This window comes from Ensifer sp. 38_S197 (assembly GCF_056924495.1).
Window position 1 is genome coordinate 2446922 of record NZ_JBXOVZ010000001.1, and the last position, 24531, is coordinate 2471452.

Below are 24531 nucleotides of genomic sequence, written 5' to 3' on the forward strand. Positions count from 1 at the left end.
ATGACGATGGGAATCGTTTCGGCCGCCTATATCGCTGCCGCTGTCCTGTTCATCCTGGCGCTCGGTGGTCTCTCCGGTCAGGAAAGCGCCAAACGCGCGGTATGGTACGGCATGGCTGGGATGGTGCTGGCAGTGGTCGCAACCGTGTTCGGTCCCGGCGTCGGCAACTGGTTGCTCATCCTTCTGATGATCGCCGCCGGCACTGTTATCGGCCAATATGTCGCGAGCCGTGTGCAGATGACCGAAATGCCTCAGCTCGTTGCAGCGCTGCACAGCTTCGTTGGCTTGGCCGCCGTCTTCATCGGATTCAACGCGCATGTGGAACTTGTCCGTGTCATGGCCATGGACGAGCCGGCGCGCGAGATGCTCACCGGGTTCGCGGGCGTCCTCGCGCACAAGAGCGCAGTGGAGCTATCCATTATGAGGGTCGAGGTCTTCCTCGGCGTCTTTATCGGGGCGGTCACCTTCACTGGTTCGGTCGTCGCGTTTGGGAAGCTCGCTGGCAAAGTTGGCGGTAAGGCAAAGAAGCTGCCCGGCGGACATTATCTCAACGCGGCAGCAGCGCTTCTTTCGTTCTTTCTGCTGGTGGACTACGCAAACGGCGCGGGTGCCTGGGCGTTGATCGCGATGACAGCTCTCGCCCTTTTTGTCGGCTATCATCTGATAATGGGAATTGGCGGCGCAGACATGCCGGTCGTCGTCTCGATGTTGAACAGCTATTCAGGCTGGGCAGCGGCTGCAATCGGATTCACGCTTGGCAACGATCTGCTGATCGTCACCGGCGCTCTCGTCGGCTCGTCGGGTGCGATCCTGTCCTACATCATGTGCAGGGCCATGAACCGCTCGTTCATCTCGGTGATCCTCGGCGGCTTTGGAGCGACGAACTTGTCCATTGTTGAGATCGCGGGCGAGCAGATCGCGATCGATGCGGACGGGGTTGCGACAGCTCTAAACGACGCCGACAGTGTCATCATCGTGCCCGGCTACGGGATGGCGGTTGCCCAGGCGCAACAGGCTGTGTCGGAGCTTACGCGCAAGCTGCGTGCGGCAGGCAAGGAAGTGCGCTTTGCCATTCACCCAGTCGCGGGGCGCTTGCCGGGGCACATGAACGTGCTCCTCGCCGAAGCCAAGGTTCCATACGACATCGTGCTTGAGATGGACGAGATCAACGAAGATTTCTCGAACACCGATGTGGTCATCGTCATCGGATCGAACGACATCGTAAATCCGGCCGCCCAGGAAGATCCGAGTTCCCCGATTGCCGGCATGCCGGTTCTTGAGGTGTGGAAGGCGAAGCAGGTCTTCGTCTCGAAGCGAGGGCAGGGTACCGGCTACTCGGGAATCGAGAACCCCCTGTTCTTCAAGGACAACACGCGCATGTTCTACGGTGATGCAAAGAAGTCGCTCAACGAACTTCTCCCGATGATCGCTTAATGGTGGATGCAAGCGAACGTGCTCGTCTGCCCTGCCGATGTTCGGCGTAGGCGTGGATCGCCGTCGGTGTCGGAGCTTGCTGTGGACAGCGGCGGGAACGCCGGAGAGGCGTAGCAAACCGCCTCGCGACAGGCGCCGGATTCACTCCGCGTTTGCTCCCGACCCTCGGGACGCTGCCCTGATGGCCAGAATCAAACGGAGCGGTCACCGATGCGGCCGCCCCGTTTTTCTCACATCTCCATCACCATCGAGGACGGATAATATCTAAAACCCTCGCCGTGCTTAGCGACGTGGCCGAGACCCGGCCATGCGAAGTGGTATGCCAAGATCGGAATGCGGTTCGCTGCAAGCATCGAGAGCATCTTCACACGCGATTTAGCCGACTGCTTAGGATCGGTATCGTAGGCGTACTCTGTCAGTGGTTTCTCTAGGAGAAGGACCGGGTGGTGTGCCAGATCGGCGGTGTAGCAGAGCTGCTTGCCACCTGAACTGATCATGAAGATAGTATGCCCCACCGTGTGCCCCGGCGCAGCAATGGCTTGGATGCCGGGCAGGAATTCCTCGCCGTCCTTGAAGAACACGATGCGGTCCCGGTTCGGTACGAGGTTCTTGCGTGCGGTCTCCAGGAACACTTTCAGGTCGGCAGGCACCGTCTTTTCGTCGGTCCAATAGTCGTAGTCGGCTTGGCTGATATAGTACTGCGCATTGGGAAAGTGCCGTTGGCCATTGTCGGCCATGATGCCGCCGCAGTGATCGACATGCGCATGGCTCATCACGACTGCGTCAATGTCTTTCGGATCGATGCCGGCCTGCTTTATGCTTGCAAGCAGTTTGCCGGTGGTCGGCCCGAACATCTCCAGCGAGCCCATGCCGGTGTCGAACAGCACCAGTTTGCTGCCGGTGTTGAGGATTAGGACGTTTTGCTCCAGCACCGCGTTCGTTGTCGAGAGGAAGTTCTCGTTGAGCTGGCGGTCGATCTCCGCCGCGTCGATGCCGAGGAATGCATGGTGGGGATCGCCGACGGCCAAGGTGCCGTCCGAAACGATGGTCGCTTCCGCATCACCGAACTTGAACCGGTAGAAATAGGGCGCGGGTGTCCCGATCATCGGCGCTTTCGCCAACGTCGCTCGCGGCGTCAGAGTGAGCCCGCCCATCGAAAGCGCGGCGCCGAGCATGAGGTGACGCCGTTTCAATAGCAAGTTCGTATTGGTCATTCAGGTTTTCTCCATTGCTGCTTATCCGTACAGCCTGCACGGCAACGGCGACGGACACCACGTGAGATGACGAGGCGCCGGTTTCGCTCGTTCCATGGTGGGACAACGGTTCATGGCGAAGCTGTCGTCTTCGTGCAGAGCGGCACGTGGCAGTCTAGGCTGCCAGCCATTCGCTCAGAAGCAATTGCGTCGGGAATTCATTGTTTGTCAGGTGCGTAACAGTCGGGTAGCCGTCGCAGTGGCCGCCCCCTGGAAGAGCATGTCATCGCAGACAGGAACGCCTCACGCGTGGCGAGCAGGCAGGCTGCTCGATCGATGTTCTTAGAGAGTGACTTTCGGCCCATGGGCGGCACCAGGCAGGAGAACCGAGTTTTGGAACAGGTATTGGTGTCCGCTCATCGCAGCTAAACGATGAGACTCTAGGCCTTTGGTCCGGTCCGCGTCTTTGCAACTCCCGGCGCAGGAGGCGCCGGGAGAACAAGGTGCCGATTATTAGGCGGCGGCGTCAGTCTCAGGAGCCCAGGCTCCCAGCCGGTCGATCTTGCGTTGTCTCCCGTTCAGCCACCACCCGATCTGCTGCGGCCAGTTGCCGAACGGGTTGTTCGGATCGATTGCACCGAGAGCGTGCTCTGCATGGAAGGCAAAGTTCGGATTGCGCAAAGCTTCTCGGCCGATTGCCACGAGGTCGGCTTGACCCGACATCACGATCGCGTTCGCCTGGCGTGGATCGATGACCAAACCGACCGCCATCGTCTTCACACTGGTTTCGCGCGCGATGCGCTCCGCGTATGGGACCTGGTGCCCGTATCCACTGGGATGATCATATGACCTACCGATGCCGCCTGATGAGCAGTCGACGACATCGACGCCGATGGCGGCGAGTTCCTTTACAAGTGCGATGCTGTCATCGATCGTGACACCTGAGACACTGCCATCAACCGCGGATATCCTGACGAACATCGGCTTGTCCTGCGGCCAGATTGCGCGTATTTCCCGAGCGATCTCAAGGACCAACCGCATGCGGTTCTCCCGGCTGCCGCCATATTGGTCCCCGCGCAAGTTTGTTAGCGGAGATAGAAACGAGTTGAGCAGGTAGCCGTGCGCGCAATGCAACTCGACGACTTCAAAGCCAGCCCGCAGAGCGCGTCGTGCCGCATCCGCGAAGTTCGAACGAATCTTCGCAAGCCCAACCTCGTCGAGCTCCGCAGGAGTCGGCCAGCCGTCGTCCACTGGGAGGGAGCTTGCCGATACCACCTCCCATGGAAAATCGCCACGCGCATGATCCTCAGGGGTCAGGGGGCCGTCGCCGTAGTAAGGGCGCTGCATTGAGGCTTTCGGGCCTGCATGCGCGATTTGAATGCCGGGACTCGCTCCGTTGGCCTTCAAGAAGCTTGCGATCCGCCCCAGTCCTTCCACATGCGCATCGTCCCAGATGCCGACGTCGCCGTGAGTGATACGCCCTTCAGGCGAAACCGCCGTCGCTTCAACCATGACGAGCCCAAAACCGCCGAGGCCGAATTTTCCATAATGGATCAGATGGTAGTCGTTGGTGAAGCCATCCTTGGCTTCGTATTGGCACATGGGTGAAAGCGCCAAACGGTTGCGCAGGGTTACGCCGCGCAATTTCAACGGTTCGAATAGCTTTGTCATCGAGGTTTTCCAAGATTACGTTCAGGGCACGATTTGCGAGAATTGTCTGTATCGATCATTACAGATGCATTATCTGTAATGATCGATACAGAGTGTCAACCCCTTTTAGGCGACAAAGGAGGAGCAGAGTGAGTTCGCATTCCACGATCCCGCTCCATAAGAGTAAGGGACGCCCTAGGACATTCGATCGTGCGGTGGCTCTCGAGAGCGCCCTGAAGGTTTTCTGGCGGCATGGATTTGAGCCGGCATCCGTCAGCGATCTTTGCAGTGCGATCGGAACCAGTCCGCCGAGCCTCTACGCGGCATTCGGCAACAAGGCGCAGTTGTTCATGGAGGCAGTCGATTACTACGAGCGCGTCTATTGGGACGACATATGGAACCGCATGGCGGCACGCGAAGATTTGCGCGAGTCTCTCGTCGGCTTCTTTCGGGAGGCCGCGAAGGTGCTGACTTCTACGGACGCGCCGTGCGGTTGCCTTGTTGTGCTCGCGGCGACGAATGTTGCGCCTGAATCCCAGGCGGTGAATGACGCCCTGAGGGAATTGCGGCAGGAGAGCATGGACAGGTTCTTGCAGCGCCTGCGTCGCGCGGTAGACGAGGGGCAGTTGTCGACCGATTCCGACGTGAAGGGCCTTGCGCTAACCCTCAATGCGCTCCTGCAGGGAATGTCTCTCCAGGCGCGGGATGGTGCAACACAAGAGGACCTTGAACAAATCGGAATAGTGGCCGCCGCAATTCTGGGCCCATCCAGCAAGAGCGGATCGAGCAGCAATGCATAGCTCGCGAATGCGTTCACTCCCTTTTCGGCATATTGGCGCCTGACCGCGGGCGGCGAGGGCACCCAATCGGGACGCTCTTGCACCTGCTTTATTTGCGATTGCTGAATTGGATCTTGCTTAGGAATGCTCGCGCTAGGGAGGCTTAAGACAGCGGCATCTCGAAGACCTCGAGAGGGGCGCTCACACCACGCACATTGAACGAGCCGACACGGATTAGGTCGCCCTCGCAGGTGGCCATTTCCGCAAACTGTCGAGATAGCAGGATTGGCCTGTTCAATTGCTTCGTCATTCCCTCCAGGCGCGAGGCGATATTCACTGCGGGCCCAATCACAGTGAAGTCCAGCCGCTTCTTTGAGCCGATGTTGCCATAGGCCACTTCGCCGACATGGACTCCGACTCCGTACCGATGCGCAGGCAGGCAACTGCCAGCATTGGCACGGTTAAGGGCTGCTATCGCCGCATGGCCCTCTCGAACAGCGGTGAGAAGATTGTTCGATGCTTGGGGATCGGAAAGCGGAAAGATCGCGAGAAGGCCGTCTCCCACAAACTTGAGGATTTCGCCTCCATATTTCTCGATAGGATCTGAAATGGCGTCAAAATACTGGTTCAGCCGTTTGATGACGTCGTCGCGGGGCCAATGTCCGGCAAACTCCGTGAAATCGCGCAGATCACAGATCATCACCGCGGCGCTGACGGTCTTGCCGGTACCGCGCCTTGTCGCGCCGGCGAGGATCTCTTCGCTGGCATGCGGACCGACATACGTCTCGAGAAATGTCCGAGCAAGAATGTTCTTTAGTCTGATTTCGCTGACCAGAGTTATAGCCGGCAACAGGTTGCGGAGGCATTCTATGTGTTCGTCCGAGAAACCGCCCTTACGGTCGGAAGCGAAGGTCAAAACATGGCGTTTGCCAAGCGTATGATTGAGCGGCCACGCGACGTAGTCGGTGAGGCCCTCCTGGCTTAACTCTGTGTATAGCGGGTACTCAGATATCGTTTCGCGGTCTCCTTCGAGGAGCTTCCTTACCATCGGCACGCCATCGTAAATTTCGTAGGCTGGACTTCTCAAAAACTGCGGAGTCTCTTCGACACCGTAATCGAACGTCGTAATCTTGGCGTCCTTGACGCCGGCTCGCCACAAAATCCTGGCACCAAGCCATTGCGGATGGTGCGTCCGGAAATGCAAAGTCGCGCGGGCCACTGGAATTCCTTCGGCACGGAGCCTTTCGCAAAGCTCGATCAGGATGTTGTCGATAAAGCGTTCTTCCTGCGTCCCGCACATCAGCCAGTCAAGCACGCTGTGGCGCCGTGTAGGCCAGTCCCCTTTCCCGCCGTCGTCGAGGTTCGTATTCGCTGCCATCTAATCGTTCTCTTAGTTAAGCCGAGATCACCCCGCAGCATGATCGTCTCCGGCAGCTCAGGGGGTGAGAGCAACGCCACCTTTTTTCGGGCAAGGCTTCACTGAGACTGCCGTTTTGCAGTGCGGCGCGGCAGTCTAGGCTGCGCTCTTCTCGTTCAGAAGCATCGGCGTTGGGAATTCATTGTTTGTCGGTTGCGTAACAATCCGTGATGCGAGGCTGGTCCCGCCTAGCGGGCCGGCCATTTATGTCGTCATGGGGATCCGGTCATCGGCGGGCATCGGGGCCGCGCCTCGGTGCAAGAGCCGAGCCCGCATTTACCGAGAGGGGATACTATGGCTTTTCGATCCAGCGATTATCCAATTTCCTGAACAACTCGACGGTCCAGCCGATGAATGCCTGAACCTGGGGCGAAAGATGTTGGCGGTTCGGATACATGATGGACAGTGGTTTCTTCGCAGCCCTGTTCTGCGGCAGGACTTCTACAAGTTCTCCCGCAGCAAGATACCCGTCAACCATGGTTCCGGAAACCTGGATCAGCCCGAGTCCCGCCAAGCCGCAGGCAATAAGAGCCTCCGTATCATTTACGAGAATTGCCGGACGCATTTTTACTGCGTCGTCGGCGTGACTTAATTGCAGGTCGATCGTGCGTCTTCCGCGACCGGAGAAGTAGGTGGCGGCGCGGTGGACAGCGAGATCCTCCACGGCCTCCGGCATGCCGTATTCCGAAAGGTAGGCTGGTGAGGCGCATGTCACCATGGTTATATTGGCGACCAGCCGACTGATCATGCTGCCGACCGGAAGCTCCCCGATGCGCAAGACGCAATCGATACCGTCTGCAAGGAGGTCGACCGGTTGATCGCTGACCCCGAGGGTGAGTTCGATCTGTGGATATGTCGCAGCGAAAGCCGGCAGATTGGGGATGATCACCGGTTTTGCGAGGGCGACCGGGATGTCGACCCTCAGTCGGCCCTTCGGCATCTCGCCGGGCCCGCCAAAGAGGTTCTGCGTCTCCGCGACATCAGCAATGAGCTGCACCGCCCGCCTGTAGAAGACTTCTCCCTGGCTGGTGAGGCTTGTCCGACGCGTCGTGCGATGAAGGAGACGTGCCCCGACGGTATCTTCGAGGCTGCTTACCGCAGTCGTAACGCCCGGACGACCCATCCGAAGGGCCTCGGCAGCCCGCGCGAAGCTCCCGTTCTCGGCAACGGATACGAAAATCCTCAGTTGCTGCACGAAATCCATGACCTTTGCCCCCTTGCCCTTCGTATATAGCCAACCTGCGCAGCCTGAGGCGCACAGGGATCGCCTGATCCGATCGCAAGCCTAATTGTTCGCTATTCTGAGAATAGTGAAGTTTCCATTATTGCGATAGTCGGCAACAACGCAAAGGCATAGGCTCCGTCGGGATCGAAATCAGGATAGCGCGCAGAATTGTCGAGCAGGGTTTGTTCCAGATCTCAACGACAGCGCGGCCACATCAAGAGACCTCGTAAATGAGCACCGCTACCAACGCTGTGTCAGACACCAATCCGCATCCCAGCGTTCATCGCGGATTCTCGCGCGTATTCAGGGAGGGACGTCTGACATTTGGCTTCATCGCCCCGCTCGAGGCATACCCGGATGTGCCGGCGCCCACAATGCAAGAGCATGTCGCAATGGCCAGGATGGCCGACCAGGCGGAGTTCTCGGCAATCTGGCTCCGTGACGTGCCGTTCTACGACCCCTCCTTTGGTGACCTCGGCCAGGTCTTCGATCCAATGGTCTATGCGGGGTGGCTTGCCGCGGCGACAACGCAGATAGCGATCGGAACCGCCGGCATCGTGCTGCCCCTCCGTGACCCGATCACGATCGCGAAGCAGGCAGCCAGTCTGGACCATCTCTCGAACAACAAATTCCTGCTCGGCTTGTCGACCGGAGATCGCCCCGTTGAATACCCCGCCTTCGGCGTCGAATTCGGCAATCGAGCGGAACGGTATCGAGACGCACGCGCTTTGATCCGAGTGGCTACTGAACGGGGTTTCCCACGCCACCGCAGTGAATTCTACGGCGAACTGAATGGCGGCCTCGATCTATTGCCGAAACCCATTCAGCGTAGCATTCCGACCTTGGCGATCGGCCGCGCCGGACAGACCGTCGAGTGGCTGGCAGAGCACATGGACGGATGGATATGGCACCAGGGCAATTTGAACAATCTGGGTGCGATTGTCGCCGGGTGGCGGGCAGCGGTGCCAGGGGGCGGCTTCAAGCCTTACGGATACGGGACCTTCTTCAATCTTGATAGAGATCCGGGCGCGCCCGTCCGCACCGGCGACGGGCTGACAGCGGGACGCAAGGCACTTGTCGAGCTTTGGAAACGGCAGCGGGACGAGGGCGTCGCGCATGTCGCTCTGAACCTCAAGATGTCCCGTCGACCCGCCGTCGAGGTGCTGGCCGAGTTGGCCGAGCACGTTCTGCCCCATTTCACCGCCGAATAGTCAGCCGACGCAACGAAAGGAAATAACATGGCCCGCACCGTGCGCATTCACGAGTATGGAGATCCGAGCGTGCTCAGGATCGAGGATCTTGATGTTCCGCCGCCGGAACACGACGAAGTCCAGATCGCTGTCCGCAGTATCGGCCTCAACCGGGCTGAAAGCATGTTTCGGCGCAATGCCTACGTCATCGATGCGGCTTTTCCGAGCAGGCTCGGATACGAAGCCGCTGGCGTCGTCGAGGCGGTCGGAGCATCGGTATCCGACATCAAGAAGGGCGATGTCGTCAGCGTCGTGCCCTCCTTGGACATGACACGGTGGGGCACATATGGCGAGCTCGTCAATGTTCCAGCAAAGCTTGCTGTAAAGCATCCGGAAAGCGTGTCCTTCGAGAAGGCCGCGGCCGCCTGGATGCAATATGTCACCGCATGGGGCGCCCTCATTCATCAGGCGAAGCTGACTGCCGGCGATTTTGTCATCGTGACAGCCGCCTCGAGCAGTGTTGGCCTCGCCGCATTCCAGGTGGCGCGGATGGTGGGGGCGACGATCATCGCCACGACGAGGACCAGCGCAAAACGCCAGGCTCTGCTTGACGCGGGCGCTCACTACGTCGTCGCCACAGATGAGGAGGATCTGGTTTCGAAGGTTCAGGAAATCACCACCGGAAAGGGTGCGCGCGTCGTATTCGATCCCATCGGCGGACCGATGTTCGAAGCGCTTACCAAGAGCATGTCCCGCGGCGGCATTCTCGTCGAATATGGCGCGCTGAGCACGGAACCAACGCCATTCCCTCAGTTTACCGTACTGGGAATGAACCTGACGCTTAAAGGCTACCTCTACAATGAGATCGTCGAGGACGACGAAGCGCTCGCCCTGGCCAAGGCGTTCGTCAACGATGGCTTGGCTTCGGGAAAGTTGGATCCGGTCATCGCTCGCGTGTACCCCTTCGACGATATCCAAGACGCGACCCGCTTTCTGGAGTCCAATGAACAGGTCGGGAAGGTCGTGGTCAACGTCGTTTGACCCAATCCTTGCCTCCGCGGCGCCTGAGGGCGCCGCGGACACGACGGGAAATCAGCACCAGCCTTCTCGGGTGGTGACGATCGCAATGACAGGTATCGCTCCGAGACCGGGGCGCGATGCAACGGCCACCGGCTTCATAAGCGTAATACGGTCTGTCGGTGCGCAGGTTTACCGCTAGCATCGATTATTTGGGATATCTGAACAATCGAGAATATTAATCGAATTGTCCCGATGGCAGGCCGAGGATAGTGTTGCGGCGACGGACGGTTGCCACTACTCGGACATTCGAAGCCGACACGTTCATCGCCCGTTGCACCAAGGGCTGGCGCATTCGCCCGCTTGCGATCCGTTTGCCGACCTTCGCGAATAGCTGCCCTTCCGCAAAGGAGCTCGACTAATGTTAAACGTCTACCGCCGAATTGTTGTTCGCAAGCCGGGCGGACCCGAGGAGTTGGATTGGGAGGAGCTTGTTTTGCTCGCGCCGCGCGAGAACGAGATCTCGATCAAGCAGGAAGCTATGGGGGTCGAGTTCATCGATACGCAGCTTCGCTCCGGGCAAATGCCAGCGGAAATGCCTACTGGGCTCGGCTTTAGCGCGGTCGGGACTGTGATTGAAATCGGGTCCGCGGTCACGTCCTTGAAGGTGGGCGACCGTGTCGCATACTCATGGCCTGTCGCGGGCGCGTATGCTGAAATGCGCAACGTGCCCGCCGAGAGGGCCTACCGATTGCCAGATCAGGCGATGCCAGCGGCAACGGCGGCCGGAGCGCTGTTCCGGGGGCTGACGGCGTGGTACCTCGCAACCCGCCTTCGTGAAATCAAGAAAGGCGACTTCGTGCTCGTGCACGCCGTCGCCGGGGGTGTCGGACAGATTCTTGTGCAGTGGCTCAAGCATCTCGGTGCCATCGTGATCGGCACCGCCGGTTCAGAGGACAAGCTGTCTGTGGCCAACGAGCTCGGCGTCGACTACCCGATACTTCAGTCAGACGACTTTGCAACCAAGGTTGCCGAGATCACTGGCGGGAAAAAATGTGCGGTGGTCTACGATTCTGTCGGCAAGTCTACTTTCGCAGGATCGCTCGACAGCGCCGCGAGGTTCGGGCTCGTGGTGTCTTACGGATGGGTATCGGGAGACGTGGACGGAGTTTCCCTGCCGGAATTGCGAAACAAGGGCTCGCTATTCGTTACGCGGCCGACCGTTAGCCAATACACTGCCGAGGCCGATGATTTTCGAGCAGGCGCCGAAGCAGTCTTCGGGCTGATCTCTTCAGGCGTTTTGAAAATCAACGTCGGCAACGCCTATCCCTTGTCTCAGGTAGCGCAGGCGCATTCCGATCTCGTAAGCCGCAAAACCACGGGTTCGGTGGTGCTCATCGTCTCGTAACGAGATCGCGAGTGTTCTCATCGCCGAGAGCTCATGGGTGGAGGATCCATGAGCGGGGATGTTTGCAAAACCGCCGGGCCGACCGGCTCGTCGAGCAAAGCCCGAGCATACGAGCGGGCGATCTGCAAGGCCGCCGAAAGCGCCTGAAGCATCCGCCGGCTCCAGGTCGTCGAAATGCGCGGACATGCTTGATTTGGGCTGGATCGGCCACGGGCAGGTCACGCTGAAAGGTCGGCTTCACGCTCGACCGAGGGGTCGCGACCGGGGAGGTCCGGCTTGGGGAGGGGATCATGAAATTATTCTACAGCACCACATCTCCGTACGCGCGCCTGGTGCGCGTTGCGCTCGCTGAGAAGAGCGTATCCTTCGAGGGGCAGTTGACCGACCCCTGGAAAGATGCTTCTGCGCTCCTTGCGGCCAATGCAAGTGCCCGTGTGCCGACGCTCGTGCTCGACGACGGCCGGGCATTGACCGAGAGCCTGCTCATCCTGATGTGGCTCGAAGGCGAGTATCCGAGCAACTCGCTGCTCGGCAACGATCCAACCAGCGTTCTATCAAAGGCGGGGATAGCGATGGGCGGCATCGACGCCGCGGCGGCCATCATTATCGGCCGCAGGATGACGGATGGATCGTTCGACGAATCGCCGGTCGGGTTGCGCCGCCGCCGGTCGGTGGTCGAGTCCCTGCGCCGTCTGGAGGCCGATCCGCCAACGGTCGATCATGGCGTGCCGAACATCGCCGCAATCTCAACCGTGGTGCTGGTCGACTACATGCGCTTCCGCTTTCCGACGGTGACGTGGCTGCCGCAACTTCCCCGCCTGGACGTATTGTCCGGACGGCTCCGATCGCGTCCGTCCTTCGAACAAACGCAACCGCGCGACATGCCAGCGGCGTAGCCGCGACGGCTATCGACATTCCATTGCCCTGCTCCTTGCCGTCCAGCGTCGCTGGCGGGGTGGGGAAACACGTGTCTGAAAGAACCAGGAGTATCTATATGGCCAGGATTATCGAAGTTCTCTCGCCGTTCGACGGCGCGCCCGTCGGACAGGTGCCCGCCGCTACGGCAGAGGATATCGAACATGCCCTTTCCACCGCCTACGCCCTCTATCGTGATCGCCGGCAATGGCTGTCCAAGCAGCAGCGCGTCGCAATCCTGAAGCGGTCCGCCGAAATTATCGGAGCGCGTCGCGAAAAGCTTGCCCGCCAAGCCGCCCATGAGGGCGGCAAGCCTCTCAAGGATTCGCTGATCGAGGTCGATCGCGGCATCGACGGCATCCACACCTGCATCGAGGAACTCAGGACCAAGGCGGGCCAGGTGGTCCCGATGGACCTCAATGCGACCTCCGCGGGCAGGGTTGCCTTTACGCAGCACGAGCCCATCGGCGTCGTGGTCGGCGTCAGCGCCTTCAATCACCCGTTCAATCTCGTGGTGCACCAGTTGGCCCCCGCCGTCGCCGTCGGCGCGCCGGTGATCCTCAAACCTGCTACGAGCACACCGCTGTCGTGCAAGTCGCTTGTCGACATCTTTCATGAGGCGGGGCTTCCGCCAAGCTGGGCACAGATGGTGGTTCCGGAGAATTCCGAGCTGTCTACGCGCCTGGTCACGGACGCTCGCGTTGGCTTCCTCTCCTTCATCGGGTCGGCCGCCGTCGGCTGGATGCTGCGATCGAGGCTTGCTCCCGGTGCGCGCTGCGCGCTCGAGCATGGTGGTGTCGCCCCGGTGATCGTTTCGCACGACGCCGACCTCGAAATGGCCATGCCGCGCATTGCCCGCGGCGCCTTCTGGCACGCCGGCCAGGCCTGTGTCGGCGTGCAGCGGGTGTTCTGCCATCGAAGCATTGCCGCCGACGTAGCGGACGGATTGGCGACCCTGGGCGATAGGATGGTGATCGGAGATCCGCTGCTGATGACCACGGATGTCGGACCTCTCATCGCCCACAAGGAGGTCGAGCGGATCGGACGCTGGGTGGACGAGGCGGTCGCCGGCGGCGCACGACTGGTCTGCGGCGGAAAGAAACTTTCCCCAAGCTGCTACTCGAACACCGTACTGCTAGATCCGCCTGCGGACGCCGACGTGACGCGCAAGGAAGTGTTCGGCCCGGTGGTCTGCGTCTATGCGTATGACGACGTCGACGCAGCGATCGCGGCATCGAACGACCTGCCTTACTCGTTCCAGGCCGCTGTGTTCACCCGCAACATCGATACCGCGATGCACTGCTACCGCCATCTCGACGGCACGGCGGTCATGGTGAACGAGAATACGCTGTTCCGCGTCGACTGGATGCCGTTCGCCGGCGCACGGCAGTCGGGACATGGCGTCGGCGGCATGCCCTACACCATGCATGAGATGCAGACCGAAAAGATGATGGTCTGGCGCTCGGACGCGCTCAACCAAGCCTGACTGCACTGCAGCCGAAGGCATCCGGGCTTGGTCTTCGCTGTTCACGACGAGAAGCCTTCCACCTCTCTAACAGGATACTTGAGATGACCTCTTTCTCGAATGTGCTTTCCAACCCGATGGCGAGTTCGCCGAACAAGATAAAGCTCGGCGTCTTTGCGATCAACGCACATGGCGGATGTGCTATTACGACGGCTCCCGAAGTTCATCGCGCCGAGAACTGGCGTACCAACCTCGAAACGGTACAGATTGCCGACGAAGCCGGCTTCGAGGCAGCGATTCCGATCGGGCGCTGGCGCGGGTTCGGCGGCGAGAGTAACTTCGGCGGCACGAGCCTCGAGACCTACACTTGGGCGGCCGCTATCGCGGCCTCGACCAAGCAGATCGCCACGATCACCACATCGCACGTCCCGACGGTGCATCCACTCTTCGCGGCCAAGCAAGCCGCGACGATCGATCACGTCAGCGGTGGTCGCTTCGGGCTGAACATCATCTGTGGCTGGTTTGGCCCGGAAATGCGTATGTTCGGCGGCTCGATGATGGAGCATGACGAACGCTATGCATTCGCCGACGACTGGCTTGCCGTCGCGCAGAAGGCCTGGACCAATGAAGGTTACTTCGATCACAAGAGCGGCTACTTCAACCTCGTTCAGGCATTCTCCGAGCCGAAGCCTCTCAACCGCCCATTCCTGATCAACGCCGGCGGTTCGCCGCGCGGCATGCGCTATTGTGCGCAGCACTGTGATGCGGCGTTCATAATTCTCGGTTCGCACGACCTTGAGGGCGTCCGCAAGCAGGTGCGCGCCTACAAGGATCTGGCAAAGAACGAGTTTGGCCGTGATCTCAAGGTGTGGTGCTACTCCTACGTCTCGGTCGCCGAGACTCTCGAAAAGGCGAAGAAGTATGTCGATCGCTACGTGATCGAATACGGCGACGACGAAGCCTGCAATAACATCGTCAAGGAACTGGGCATCCAGACAGGCATCTTCACGCCCGAACAGGCGGAGCAGTTCCGCTATCATTTCAAAGCGGGCTGGGCCGGGTTCCCCCTCGTTGGCACGCCCGAGATGATGGTCGACCACCTCGGAATGCTGGCGGAGGCCGGAATGGACGGGGTGTGCCTGAGCTGGCTCGACTACAACAATGGGATCAAACAGTGGAACGCCGAGGTCATGCCCCTGCTCGAAAAGGCGGGCCTGCGCGAGTCGACGACACCGGTGCAGATGCGCCTGGCAAACTGACGCCGGGCGAGCCCGGCGGCATTTCTCGCCGGGCTCGGAGACGAGCATCGCGCCCGCATTCAAATGAGAGGAGTTCGCCATGAATACCCAGTCGGCAGACATTGCGCAGGTTACGTCGGACTTTAAAAAGGCGATGCGTCGACTGGCTTCGACGGTGACCATCATCAGCACGGCCGATGTCAATGGCAACCGCTATGGGATGACGGCAACGGCCGTGACCTCCCTGTCGATGGATCCACCCTCGTTGCTCATTTGCGTCAATCATAATGCGAGCATCCATGCGCCTCTGATCGGGCGAGGGCGTTTCTGTGTGAACGTCCTGACAACCGAACACGAAGATCTTGTCGGGGCCTTTAGCGGCAAGCTGATGGGCGACGCCCGGTTCCAGATCGGCGAGTGGCGCTCGGAATCGAGCGGCATGCCATATCTGGACGGAGCCCAATGTAATCTCTTCTGCGACATAGACAGCGAGATTCCATTCGGATCGCATTCGATCGTCATCGGAAGGGTTGTCGCGGTGCGGGTCGAAGAGGATATTCGCCCGCTGATCTTTGCCGATGGAAGGCTGGGCACAACCCAGTCCCTGACGGGGCACGTACGTGTCGTTTCCAACCTGTCGACCTTGACCCAGTTCCTACCCATGGATCTGGAAGCGTTTCTGACAAAGTATCCGTTGATCGACATGCACGTGGAAGAGCGTGTCAGCACAGACGTGGTCACGGCCGTCGCAGAGAACGCCTTCGACATCGGCTTCATCGTCGAAGGCCCGAAGACCGGGTCGCTGGAGGTCATCCCGTACCGGGAAGACAGATTGGTGCTCGCGGTTCCGGCCAATCATCCGCTGGCGGAAAGGTCGTTGGTCAAGTTCGAGGAAACGTTGGATTACAACTATGTCGGCCTGCATACTGGGAGCCAGATCAATCTGCAGATCCAGAAGATTGCCGCTGAACTTGACAAGCCCTGGCGGTGCCGCATGCAGGTTCACACCTACGATGCCCTCGCTGCGATGGTGCAAGCCGGCTTGGGCGTCGGATTGCTTCCACTCAACATGGCAGAGGTCTTCTCCAGGGCCCTTGGGATCAAGATCGTCGGGATCGACGAGGACTGGACGCATCGCCGCCACGCCATCGTCATTCGCTCCTACGAGAGCCTGCAGGCCGCCGGCAAGAGGCTGGTCGATCATCTGAAACGCGTGGCGCCTTAACTGTGGACGGCGTGACCGCAATCGAAGGAAGACCGAAATGGCAAAGCGCATTGTCGGCATCAGCGGCAATTTCACCCGCCCGTCCCGGACACGAACATTGGTCGAAGCAGTTGTCGACGAAGCCGTTCGCAGAGGCGGTTGGGACGGCCAAGTCTACGATCTGGTCGACGCCATGCCAGGGCTGGCGACGGCCACGTCATCGACGAGCGACGACCCCCAACTCGCGCAGATATGGAAAGCCATTAGCGACTGCGACGCCCTTGTGGTCGGGTCGCCCGTCTACAAGGCGTCGTACAGCGGTCTGCTTAAGCATCTGTTCGACCTGATGGATATGCATGCGCTGAAAGATCGGCCAGTGGCGGTTGTCGCCACGGCGAAAGCGCCACAGCACTACTTAATGATAGAGCATCAGTTCAAACCGCTATTCGGCTTCTTCGGCGCCCATGTGCTTCCTGGGTCAATCTTCGCAACCGACGCGGCATTCACCGCGGAGGGTGCGGTGCTGGAGGCCACTGCCACTGACATCTGCAAATTGGTCAATCAACTCGCTGCCGCCTCCATGACATCATGAGAATGGCTTGGTTCATGAAGCCATCAGCCTAGTTCGTCACAGATGAAGGGGCCGTGTCGCGTGTGAAAGTCCTTCCTGTTTTGCAGAGACTGGCGGGGCAGGGCGCCTCCGCAAGACGGGTTCAGCCTCGCGTCTCCTGACAAATAGGCGCATTACATAAGGGCACAAGGAACGCGTGTGCTGCTCGCCAGCGTATGTCTGAGACTTGTCGCGGCTCGGCACCGGCTTTCAACGAGCACGTGTGTAATTGTTCTGCCAGATTGATCAATATGTCGAATAATTGCGTTTGTCTGTTTAGAGGCCGCATCCTAGTGTGTCGCTATCGGCCGGCCAGGGTGCGCTTCGCACACGAGATGAAGGGTGGTCGAGCGCTGGTAGGAGCGCATCGCCAAGGGGATTGCGGCACGGGCCGATCTTAATCGCCGGGCCGGGTCGGGTGGCGACCAACACATGGGAGAGAGAAAATGTACACATCGTCACCGGCCCAATCAGGGCCGAACGCAGGCCCGTCTGCGCACGTACAAAAAATTCCGATTGCGAAGGTCGCCTGCGCGAGCTTCATAGGTACCGCAATCGAATACTTCGATTTCTTCCTTTTCGGCACAGCTGCGGCGTTCATCTTCACCAAGATATACTTTCCCACCCTGGACCCGTTGACGGCCACTCTCGCGTCGTTTGCCACATTCGGGACGGCCTTCATCGGCCGACCGTTGGGCGGCATCGTTTTCGGGCACTTCGGGGACCGCATCGGCCGCAAGCGGATGCTCGTGGCCAGTCTGCTGATCATGGGCGGCTCGACCGTGTTCATTGGACTGCTGCCAACCTACGAACAGATCGGTATTCTCGCGCCGATGCTGCTGGTCGCCGCCCGCTTTTTGCAAGGTCTTGCGGTCGGCGGCGAATGGAGTGGCGCGGTTCTGATGGCGGCCGAACATGCTCCGCCGCATCGGCGCGCATTCTATTCCAGCTGGACCCAGTCCGGCGCCCCCACTGGGCTGGTCCTCGCCACTGCATCCTTCTGGTGCGTTCAGCAATTGCCGGAGGAACAGATGATGTCCTGGGGGTGGCGCATTCCCTTCATCGCCAGCGCCTTACTAGTGGTGGTTGGCCTGTGGATTCGCCTCAAGATCACCGAGACCCCTGCTTTCGCCGCAATCAAGGCCGCTGGTGCCGAGGAGCGCTTTCCGGCGCGCGAGGTGATCCGCACGAGCTGGGGGCCCCTCCTGCGCACGATCTTCGCCATCTCCGGCGCGAATGTCCTGTACTACATAGTCAACGTCTTCTCCATCAAATATGGCGTCGACAACCTGGGCCTGCCACGGGGTACCATACTGGCGGCCATCTGCGCCGGATCCTTCCTGCAGATTTTTACCATCCCGGCCGCGTCTCTCCTGGCAGACCATCTTGGACGCAAGCCGGTGCTCATTGCTGGCAACTTGATGCTGGCTTTAGGGGCGTTCCCCTTCCTTTGGCTGATCGATACAGCGCAGTCCGGAATGATCTTTCTGGCGCTGATACTCTCGATCTCGCTCGCGCACGCGACGTGCTTCGGGCCTCTCGCAGGCTTTGCCTCGGAGCAATTTCCTACGAAACTGCGCTATAGTGGATCGGCCATGGGTATTCAGATCGGCGGCCTCATCTCGAGCGGCCCGGTCCCCTTCGTCGCAACCGGGCTGGTCTTGTGGGGAGGCGGATCCTGGCCGCTGTCCGTCTACATCTTAGGCGCCGCAATCATCTCCCTGATCGCGGTGTTCTCCGCTCGGGAAACCTTCCGCGACGCAATCGAGATGTCGAGGCCGATCGGCCGGCATGACCGCGTTGCATCGGTCGCCTCCTGACAAGATGGAGACACGCCGGCGGCAAAAGTAGCCGCCGGCGGCATACCGGAAGTCATCCGCATGAAGCGAGCTAGGCACCGGACAAGTAGCGGTTTTGGACGTGCATTGACTGATAGACAGGAGATGGGTGTGAGCAAGGTCGATATAGATCATCTCAAGAGCTGGATCGGAAAGACGAGCGAGAGCGCCGACGAGATCTCGCCGCGTCTGGCTTCCAGCCTCGCGGCTGTGCTAGACGAGGACACGGACCTTGCAGTTGGCGATGATGCGCCGACAGGCATCCAATGGTGCCTGTCACCAGACATTGTGCCGATGTCCGGACTAGGGCCGGACGGACATCCGACACGCGGCGGCTTCCTGCCGCCGGTTCCCTTTCCCCGCCGAATGTGGGCCGGCGGGACGCTCGCCTTCACGGGGGATCTGCGCGTCGGAGACCGAGTGACGCGAAAGTCGCGGATAGCGGACGTTTCGTTAAAGGAGGGGCGTAGCGGCGCGCTTGTCTTTGTCGCTGTCAATCACGAGTACCACACGCTTCGTGGGCTGGCACTCAGCGAGCGCCACGACATTGTTTACCGGGAACTGGTCCCTGCCAGTAGCGGATCGGTTGCGCCGACCGCACAGGTCCCGCCCGAGCACAGCTTTTCTGTTGCGGCGACGCCCGTCTTGTTGATGCGCTATTCCGCGGCCACGCTCAACGGACACCGAATCCACTACGATCGGGAATATTGTATGAATGAGGAGAATTATACGGGCCTTGTCGTACATGGGCCATTGCAGGCCACATATCTCCTCAAGCTCGCGCGCAAAGTAAACGACGGCCGGTTTCCTTCGCACTTCTCTTATCGCGGACTGAACCCCCTCTTCGATGGAGCGGCGTTCACCGTAAACGCGAGAAATTCGGGCGATGAAAAACAGCTTTGGACTGCGAATGCTGAAGGGCTGACGACGATGACTGCGACAGCGAGCAAATAGCTTCCACGTATCGAGATACCGGAAGCGTTTAGATATTCCTTGCGTTGGTACCCGATGGCGTCTGCACACGGTCGGTTCGTGCAGACGCGATGCGCCCCGCCCACGTGACGCTATAATTTCGGACAGGCTATGCGGACACAATATGGCCTCAGGCGCGAAGGCAAGGCCCTTGGTCGCCCCCCGAGCCTGAGCGAGAAACAAAAGGAGTGCGTATTGGAAGATCTCGCGCAAGGGATGAGCGTGTCGGCTGTTGCGAGAAAGTTCGCGACCAGCCGTCAAACCATCATGCGAGTCAGAGCCGTTGGCTAACGGTCCGCCCGGTGTCGGCGCGAAGGCCGACGGCCTCGCGGAGCTTCTACAGCAGGACGTAGGCGGCCTTTTACTGGACGTTGAGCTTGCGGCTCAGGTGAAGTGCCGCCATGCCTTTGGCGGCCGTAATTTCCTCCCAGATCGCCATGATGATCTTTTTGAAGGAGAGCTTCCGGTTGGCGAACACCGTCCCGGACGTCACCGAGAATTCGGCGCGGCATTCGGGCTCCGAACATCTAAAACGGCGTCGCCGAACGCGGTAAGGTTCCAGGCAGCCGCAGCGGGGGCAGTACGGTTCACCCGCCGTTGTCAGCCCAGCGGAAGTCGACGAATAGGCCGTAGGCGTCGTCCTCGGAGAGAGACCAGACCTTCTCGGGATCGCGGTCGCGGCCATCCGGGCGCAGGAGCGGATGCTGCCCGAAGCCATCCCTCGGGTCAGGCCAGGCGCAACGCTCGTATTTCGAACCTCCGATCTCCTGCAGAGAAGGGGTCATAGGAATTCGGCCTCAGAATGGGAGTGGGCTTCTGTGGCATGTTCAGATTTCCAGTCGATACGCAGGACATAGGCGGACGACTCCGTCGCAAGGACGCATGAAGGTCAGCGCTCTATTCGTATCGGTCTGAACATGGGAGGGCGATTACCGGGGATATGCCCCGGAGTCGATCCGAATTGCGCTAAAGCGCGACGGTCTGGCAAAAGCCCGGAGATAGAATCTCATTGACCTTGCGAGAGCACCATAGCCGAGTTGCTCGAAGGAGCAGATGAAATGGCCGCGCTCAACAAGCAAGCAGCCTCCTGGAATGTTAGCCCGCCTGTCGGTAACGAAGTGCTCTGATGGTCCGGAGCAACGTTCCGAAGCATGGCGACGTCTTTCTCGTCGACCTCAATCCAGTCGTAGGAAACGAAATGAGGGATGATCGTTGCTGTGTTGTGATCACCCCTCGCGAAATCAATCTCGTGGGAATGTGCCTCACGGTCCCTATTATCACCGGCGGTGCGTTTACCCGCAAAGCCGGGCTTGCCGTCAATATCTCAGGTCATAAAACGACCGGGGTGGCTCTATGCAATCAGGTGAGAGCGCTCGACATCATGGAGCGGGTGAAACAAAAGACGGCCAGACATGTCGACACGCTGGATGCCTCCACCACTGACGAGATAGTCGCCAGAGTGGTCAGCATGATCGATCCTGCTTAATCGGCCATCATCGCTGGAAAACCGCTCATCACATGATCGCTTCTTCGAAGCCCTAGGTGCTACGAACCGTCGATAAGGTTTGTGGCAACTGCTCCATAATGCCGCAGAAAGCGTGGCGAACGATAGTTAGGTTTGCTCGACGTTACCGCCGTCATTTCTATCAAAACTCCTCCCAATCGTTCGCAGCCGCAGCGGTCGCGGGCGAGCGCGCGAAGGCGTTCACAACCTTCGTGCCGAGCATACGCGCAGGCGAAGCCACCGGCCTTGTGTTCTTGCTCTCCGCGTGACCGCTTGAAGCGAGCCACAAGTTCGCGAAGCTTGGCCGCCTCGTTGGCCAAGCTCGACGCCGCCGCCGTGGATTCTTCAGCCATCGCGGCGTTCTGCTGAATGCCCTGATCCATCGCGTTCACAGCTGCATTGATCTCAGTCAGTCCGATCGTCTGTTCCTTCGCCGAGCCTGCGATCGCGCTCACATGGCCGTTGATCTGGCCGATGTACCCACCGACGGTATTGAGGGCATCGTCGGCGTCTCGCACGAGTTTGACGCCGCTTTCCACCTCAAGGGTAGAATTCTGGATGAGCGCCTTGATCTCCTTGGCTGCCTGCGCCGAGCGTTGAGCAAGCTCTCTGGCTTCCTGAGCGACGACGGCAAAACAGTTGCCCGCTTCGCCGGCCCGCGCTGCTTCAACGCCAGCATTAAGCGCCAGCAGATTCGTTAAGAAGGCAATCTCAGCAATAACGCCGATGTTGCCAGATATCTGCTGCGAGCTGTTCTCGATGCGCCGCATCGCCTCCTCAGCGCGGGCAACCACTTCGGTGGAACTGGCGGCGTTTTGATTGGCCTGGCTCGCTACAGCGCGCGCTTCTTCCGTCAGCTTAGTCGACGAGGTCATATTGGCAACGATCTGATCCAGCACTGCGGCGGTCTGCTTCAGCGAAGCAGCCTGTTCGGTACGACGGGATAGATCGTTGGCACCGTCATTGAGTTCCTGTGCCCCTCCGTCAATGAAGCTTTCGGCGACTGCCTTCACCGTGTCTCTCACTCGAGCGACCGTATTGTTGAAGTGTAAGCGCGCATTTCGCTGCGCGTTATAAGTGGGCTTGAGCCGGCGGTCAGGCAGGCTGCCTTTTGAAGTTGAATGGTAGCAGGTCATCGATGTCGGCGTTGTCGGGACGCTGCGGCAGTTCGGTTAGGACGTGGCGCAACCACGCGAATGGTTCGACGCCACAGGCGCGACAGGTCAACATCAGGCTATAGATGACGGCGCTGGCCTTGGCTCCATCGACGGTGTCGCTGAACAACCACGATTTTCGCCCAGTGGCAAAAATTCTAATGTCGCGCTCGAGTAAATTGTTATCAATCGGCATCCTACCGTCGTCGGTATAGCGGGTCAGATATTCCCATTGATTGCGCGTATAGGAGACGGCGTCGCCAAGCTTGGTGTCGGGCACGACCTTTGGAGCGATCGCGTCGAGCCACGCCTTGAGGGCGTTCAGGACTGGGACGCTGTGTTTCTGGCGAAAGCGCCGCATATAGTGATCTGGCGTTTCACCGTCATCCGGCCTCTCGTCCCGCACCTGCCTTTCAATTCGGTAGAGCTGGTCGAAGAACTTGATGGCTTGTGCCGGCGGCCCGCCGGGTTTCTTGCGCGCCTTGAGAGCATCGACAAACTTCCGCCTGGCATGGGCCATGCAGCCGACATGCGTGGCGCCTTTCAACGTGCGCCAGGCCTGATAACCGTCACTCATCAGGATGCCGCAGTAGTCGCCAAGGAAGGCCTGCGGATGCTCCTGCCCGCGGCCGGGCTGATAATCGAACAGCACGATCGGCTGTTTGCTGTCCTCGCCGCTGCGAAAGGCCCACATATACGACGTGCTGGTCGCTTCCTTGCCCGCTTCCTTCAGCACCTGGACTGTGGTCTCGTCACCATGAATGACGGTCTGCGATCGAAGCCGCAGCCTCAGCCTGTCATAGATACGAGACAGGTGCTTTTCGCTCGAACCGATCACCCAGTGGCCCAAAGCGCCGCGGCTGACAGGAACCCCAGCGCGCTCGAAGGCCTGCGCCAAACGATAGAGCGGCGTGCCGTCGACATATTTATGAACGAGCGCGAAGGCCAGCGTTGAGGCCGTGGCGATGCTACCCGGAAGCGGCTGCTTCGGCATCGGCGCGATGATAACAGGCGTGCTGATCCCGGTGCGGTCACAGTTACGGCACGCATATTTGGCTCGCGCATTCTGCAGAACCGTGGCCTTCACCTCGATGTGAAGCTGCTCGGTAACGAGCTCGCCCATGCGATGCATCGGGTGGCTGCAGCACGGACAGACCTTCTGGTCGTCGGCAAGGTCATATTCGACGCGCTGGCGCGGCAGGTTCGCCGGCAATGGCCTGCGGCCGGGTTTCCTGCCCTCCGGCTTTTCGATCTCCGGCAATCCCGTGTCCGGTAGAGCGACGGCATCATCGGCGTCTTCGCTGTCCTCGTCCCCCTCAAGGGCAGCCTGCTCGGCTTCGTTGAAGATGCGATCCATGTGCTTTTCGCTGCGAGGAGCAAAACGATGCAACTGCGCCAGCGCCAGTTCTTCCTCAAGCTTGAAGACGCGCTGCGCGAGGATATCCTTCTCGGCCTTCAGCGCGGCGATTTCTGCAGCATTCGCCGCCAAAAGCGCCATCAATTCCGCAACATCAGGGGTGTCGGCTCGAGTCATCATAGTCTTGAATCTGAGCCGTTCCCTTACGTCAACGGCAAAGTTCAGCCGACAAATTCATATTGCCGCACCGGATGGCGCACCATCGCGTCGAGATCAATGCCGTCGAGCAACCAGTGCAGTTGTTCAGCGTCAAGCGCCACCACCGCCTCCTGCCGCCGCGGCCAGCGGAACTTGTCTTCCGACAGCGCCTTCAACACGAGCACAAAGCCAGACCGATCGAAGAACAGCAATTTCATCCGGGTTCTGCGACGATTGCAGAAGGCGAACACCGCGCGCTCGAACGGGTTGAGGCCCATAGACTGCTCCACCAGGATCGCAAGGCTGTTGATTCCCGCACGGAAGTCGATCGGCTCCCGGTGAAGATAGACGCGCAGATCATCAGCCAGCCGGAACATCGCAACGCCCCAGTGCTTCGATCATCGCCGACAGAGCCTCAGCATCCGCATCTTCAAGCTCAAGCCGCACACCGTTCGGTAGTGACGCCCTCAACCGCAGCCGTGGCGATGTCGGCCGAGCCGACGGAGCCGGCGGTCGCGCAATCGGCGCGGCCGCAACCACCGGAACGAAGGCCGGCGGCGCGCTGTTCGGCAGAACCGTCAATTCCTTCTCGCTCGCTTGCCGGCGTCGCCGTAGCGCCACCCAATTGCGCAACTGATTGGCGTTGACCCCGTGCGAAAGCGCAAGCCCTGCAATCGATACTCCCGGCTCAAGGGCCGCATCGACCAAGCGCTCCTTCTCAACCGGATCAAATCGTCGCTTACCGTTGCCAAGAACCCGAACC

The 24531-nt window shown here is 59.9% G+C and carries 23 protein-coding genes and 1 pseudogene; 14 read left to right on the plus strand and 10 right to left on the minus strand.

The annotated features are described in order from the left end of the window. A complete protein-coding gene (locus AC1Z3V_RS11195; protein ID WP_483498905.1) occupies positions 1 to 1434 on the plus strand; it encodes an NAD(P)(+) transhydrogenase (Re/Si-specific) subunit beta in 1434 nt (477 codons plus the stop codon). 230 nt (positions 1435 to 1664) lie between these two features. Here AC1Z3V_RS11195 and AC1Z3V_RS11200 read toward each other — a convergent pair whose 3' ends face one another. Next, complete coding sequence (locus AC1Z3V_RS11200; protein WP_483498907.1) at positions 1665 to 2648, minus strand: MBL fold metallo-hydrolase; 984 nt, start codon at positions 2646 to 2648, stop codon at positions 1665 to 1667. 492 nt (positions 2649 to 3140) lie between these two features. Further along, positions 3141 to 4298, minus strand: coding sequence for an NADH:flavin oxidoreductase/NADH oxidase (locus tag AC1Z3V_RS11205; RefSeq protein WP_483498909.1), 1158 nt, complete (start codon positions 4296 to 4298; stop codon positions 3141 to 3143). 194 nt (positions 4299 to 4492) lie between these two features. Between AC1Z3V_RS11205 and AC1Z3V_RS11210 the strand changes: the two genes are divergently transcribed. Next, entirely contained in the window at positions 4493 to 5077 is a 585-nt protein-coding gene (locus AC1Z3V_RS11210) for a TetR/AcrR family transcriptional regulator (RefSeq protein ID WP_483498911.1), read from the plus strand. A gap of 142 nt (positions 5078 to 5219) precedes the next feature. Here AC1Z3V_RS11210 and AC1Z3V_RS11215 read toward each other — a convergent pair whose 3' ends face one another. Next, positions 5220 to 6434 carry an adenylate/guanylate cyclase domain-containing protein gene (locus AC1Z3V_RS11215; protein ID WP_483498913.1) on the minus strand — a complete coding sequence of 405 codons (1215 nt, stop codon included), beginning with the start codon at positions 6432 to 6434 and terminating at the stop codon, positions 5220 to 5222. 331 nt (positions 6435 to 6765) lie between these two features. Further along, entirely contained in the window at positions 6766 to 7677 is a 912-nt protein-coding gene (locus tag AC1Z3V_RS11220; RefSeq protein ID WP_483498915.1) for a LysR family transcriptional regulator, read from the minus strand. Positions 7678 to 7928: 251 nt separating this feature from the next. Here AC1Z3V_RS11220 and AC1Z3V_RS11225 point away from each other — a divergent pair, with 251 nt between their 5' ends. The 11 genes from AC1Z3V_RS11225 (at position 7929) to AC1Z3V_RS11275 (ending at position 19846) form a co-directional block, all read left to right on the plus strand. Further along, the gene (locus AC1Z3V_RS11225; RefSeq protein ID WP_483498917.1) at positions 7929 to 8909 is read left to right on the plus strand and encodes an LLM class oxidoreductase; all 981 of its coding nucleotides are present in this window, start codon (positions 7929 to 7931) and stop codon (positions 8907 to 8909) included. A 27-nt stretch (positions 8910 to 8936) separates the two neighbouring features. After that, positions 8937 to 9929: a zinc-dependent alcohol dehydrogenase family protein gene (locus AC1Z3V_RS11230; RefSeq protein WP_483498919.1), complete on the plus strand. Its 993-nt coding sequence runs from the start codon at positions 8937 to 8939 to the stop codon at positions 9927 to 9929. A gap of 397 nt (positions 9930 to 10326) precedes the next feature. Then, positions 10327 to 11313, plus strand: coding sequence for a quinone oxidoreductase family protein (locus tag AC1Z3V_RS11235; RefSeq protein WP_483498921.1), 987 nt, complete (start codon positions 10327 to 10329; stop codon positions 11311 to 11313). Between the two features lie 290 nt (positions 11314 to 11603). Further along, the gene (locus tag AC1Z3V_RS11240; RefSeq protein WP_483498923.1) at positions 11604 to 12209 is read left to right on the plus strand and encodes a glutathione S-transferase family protein; all 606 of its coding nucleotides are present in this window, start codon (positions 11604 to 11606) and stop codon (positions 12207 to 12209) included. A 98-nt stretch (positions 12210 to 12307) separates the two neighbouring features. Next, positions 12308 to 13714, plus strand: coding sequence for an aldehyde dehydrogenase family protein (locus AC1Z3V_RS11245; RefSeq protein ID WP_483498925.1), 1407 nt, complete (start codon positions 12308 to 12310; stop codon positions 13712 to 13714). A gap of 83 nt (positions 13715 to 13797) precedes the next feature. After that, on the plus strand, positions 13798 to 14952 hold the full coding sequence (locus AC1Z3V_RS11250; protein ID WP_483498927.1) for an LLM class flavin-dependent oxidoreductase: 1155 nt from the start codon (positions 13798 to 13800) through the stop codon (positions 14950 to 14952). 79 nt (positions 14953 to 15031) lie between these two features. After that, positions 15032 to 16156 carry a flavin reductase gene (locus AC1Z3V_RS11255; protein ID WP_483498929.1) on the plus strand — a complete coding sequence of 375 codons (1125 nt, stop codon included), beginning with the start codon at positions 15032 to 15034 and terminating at the stop codon, positions 16154 to 16156. 37 nt (positions 16157 to 16193) lie between these two features. Next, positions 16194 to 16727: an NAD(P)H-dependent oxidoreductase gene (locus tag AC1Z3V_RS11260; protein WP_483498931.1), complete on the plus strand. Its 534-nt coding sequence runs from the start codon at positions 16194 to 16196 to the stop codon at positions 16725 to 16727. 464 nt (positions 16728 to 17191) lie between these two features. Then, the gene (locus AC1Z3V_RS11265; RefSeq protein ID WP_483498933.1) at positions 17192 to 18565 is read left to right on the plus strand and encodes an MFS transporter; all 1374 of its coding nucleotides are present in this window, start codon (positions 17192 to 17194) and stop codon (positions 18563 to 18565) included. Positions 18566 to 18694: 129 nt separating this feature from the next. Continuing rightward, a complete protein-coding gene (locus AC1Z3V_RS11270; protein WP_483498935.1) occupies positions 18695 to 19537 on the plus strand; it encodes an HTD2 family dehydratase in 843 nt (280 codons plus the stop codon). A gap of 129 nt (positions 19538 to 19666) precedes the next feature. Further along, on the plus strand, positions 19667 to 19846 hold the full coding sequence (locus AC1Z3V_RS11275) for a helix-turn-helix domain-containing protein (RefSeq protein WP_483498937.1): 180 nt from the start codon (positions 19667 to 19669) through the stop codon (positions 19844 to 19846). Positions 19847 to 19916: 70 nt separating this feature from the next. Here AC1Z3V_RS11275 and AC1Z3V_RS11280 read toward each other — a convergent pair whose 3' ends face one another. Further along, on the minus strand, positions 19917 to 20048 hold the full coding sequence (locus AC1Z3V_RS11280) for a hypothetical protein (RefSeq protein ID WP_483498939.1): 132 nt from the start codon (positions 20046 to 20048) through the stop codon (positions 19917 to 19919). Positions 20049 to 20142: 94 nt separating this feature from the next. Then, complete coding sequence (locus AC1Z3V_RS11285) at positions 20143 to 20340, minus strand: hypothetical protein (protein WP_483498941.1); 198 nt, start codon at positions 20338 to 20340, stop codon at positions 20143 to 20145. Positions 20341 to 20681: 341 nt separating this feature from the next. On the opposite strand from AC1Z3V_RS11285, the gene mazF reads away from it, so the two are divergent. Continuing rightward, on the plus strand, positions 20682 to 21041 hold the full coding sequence (gene mazF / locus AC1Z3V_RS11290; protein WP_483498943.1) for a type II toxin-antitoxin system toxin MazF: 360 nt from the start codon (positions 20682 to 20684) through the stop codon (positions 21039 to 21041). Between the two features lie 160 nt (positions 21042 to 21201). On the opposite strand, the pseudogene AC1Z3V_RS11295 reads toward mazF, so the two are convergent. The 4 genes and pseudogenes from AC1Z3V_RS11295 to tnpA form a co-directional block, all read right to left on the minus strand. After that, positions 21202 to 22114, minus strand: a pseudogene (locus tag AC1Z3V_RS11295) (methyl-accepting chemotaxis protein); the annotation flags it as partial. Between the two features lie 40 nt (positions 22115 to 22154). Next, positions 22155 to 23747, minus strand: coding sequence for an IS66 family transposase (tnpC, locus tag AC1Z3V_RS11300; protein WP_483496664.1), 1593 nt, complete (start codon positions 23745 to 23747; stop codon positions 22155 to 22157). A gap of 44 nt (positions 23748 to 23791) precedes the next feature. Next, on the minus strand, positions 23792 to 24145 hold the full coding sequence (tnpB, locus tag AC1Z3V_RS11305; protein ID WP_483496665.1) for an IS66 family insertion sequence element accessory protein TnpB: 354 nt from the start codon (positions 24143 to 24145) through the stop codon (positions 23792 to 23794). Beyond that, positions 24129 to 24476 (minus strand): IS66-like element accessory protein TnpA, encoded by a 348-nt coding sequence (gene tnpA, locus AC1Z3V_RS11310; protein WP_483496666.1) that lies wholly within the window; start codon positions 24474 to 24476, stop codon positions 24129 to 24131. The genes tnpB and tnpA overlap by 17 nt, the downstream gene beginning before the upstream one ends. Positions 24477 to 24531: the final 55 nt, after the last annotated feature.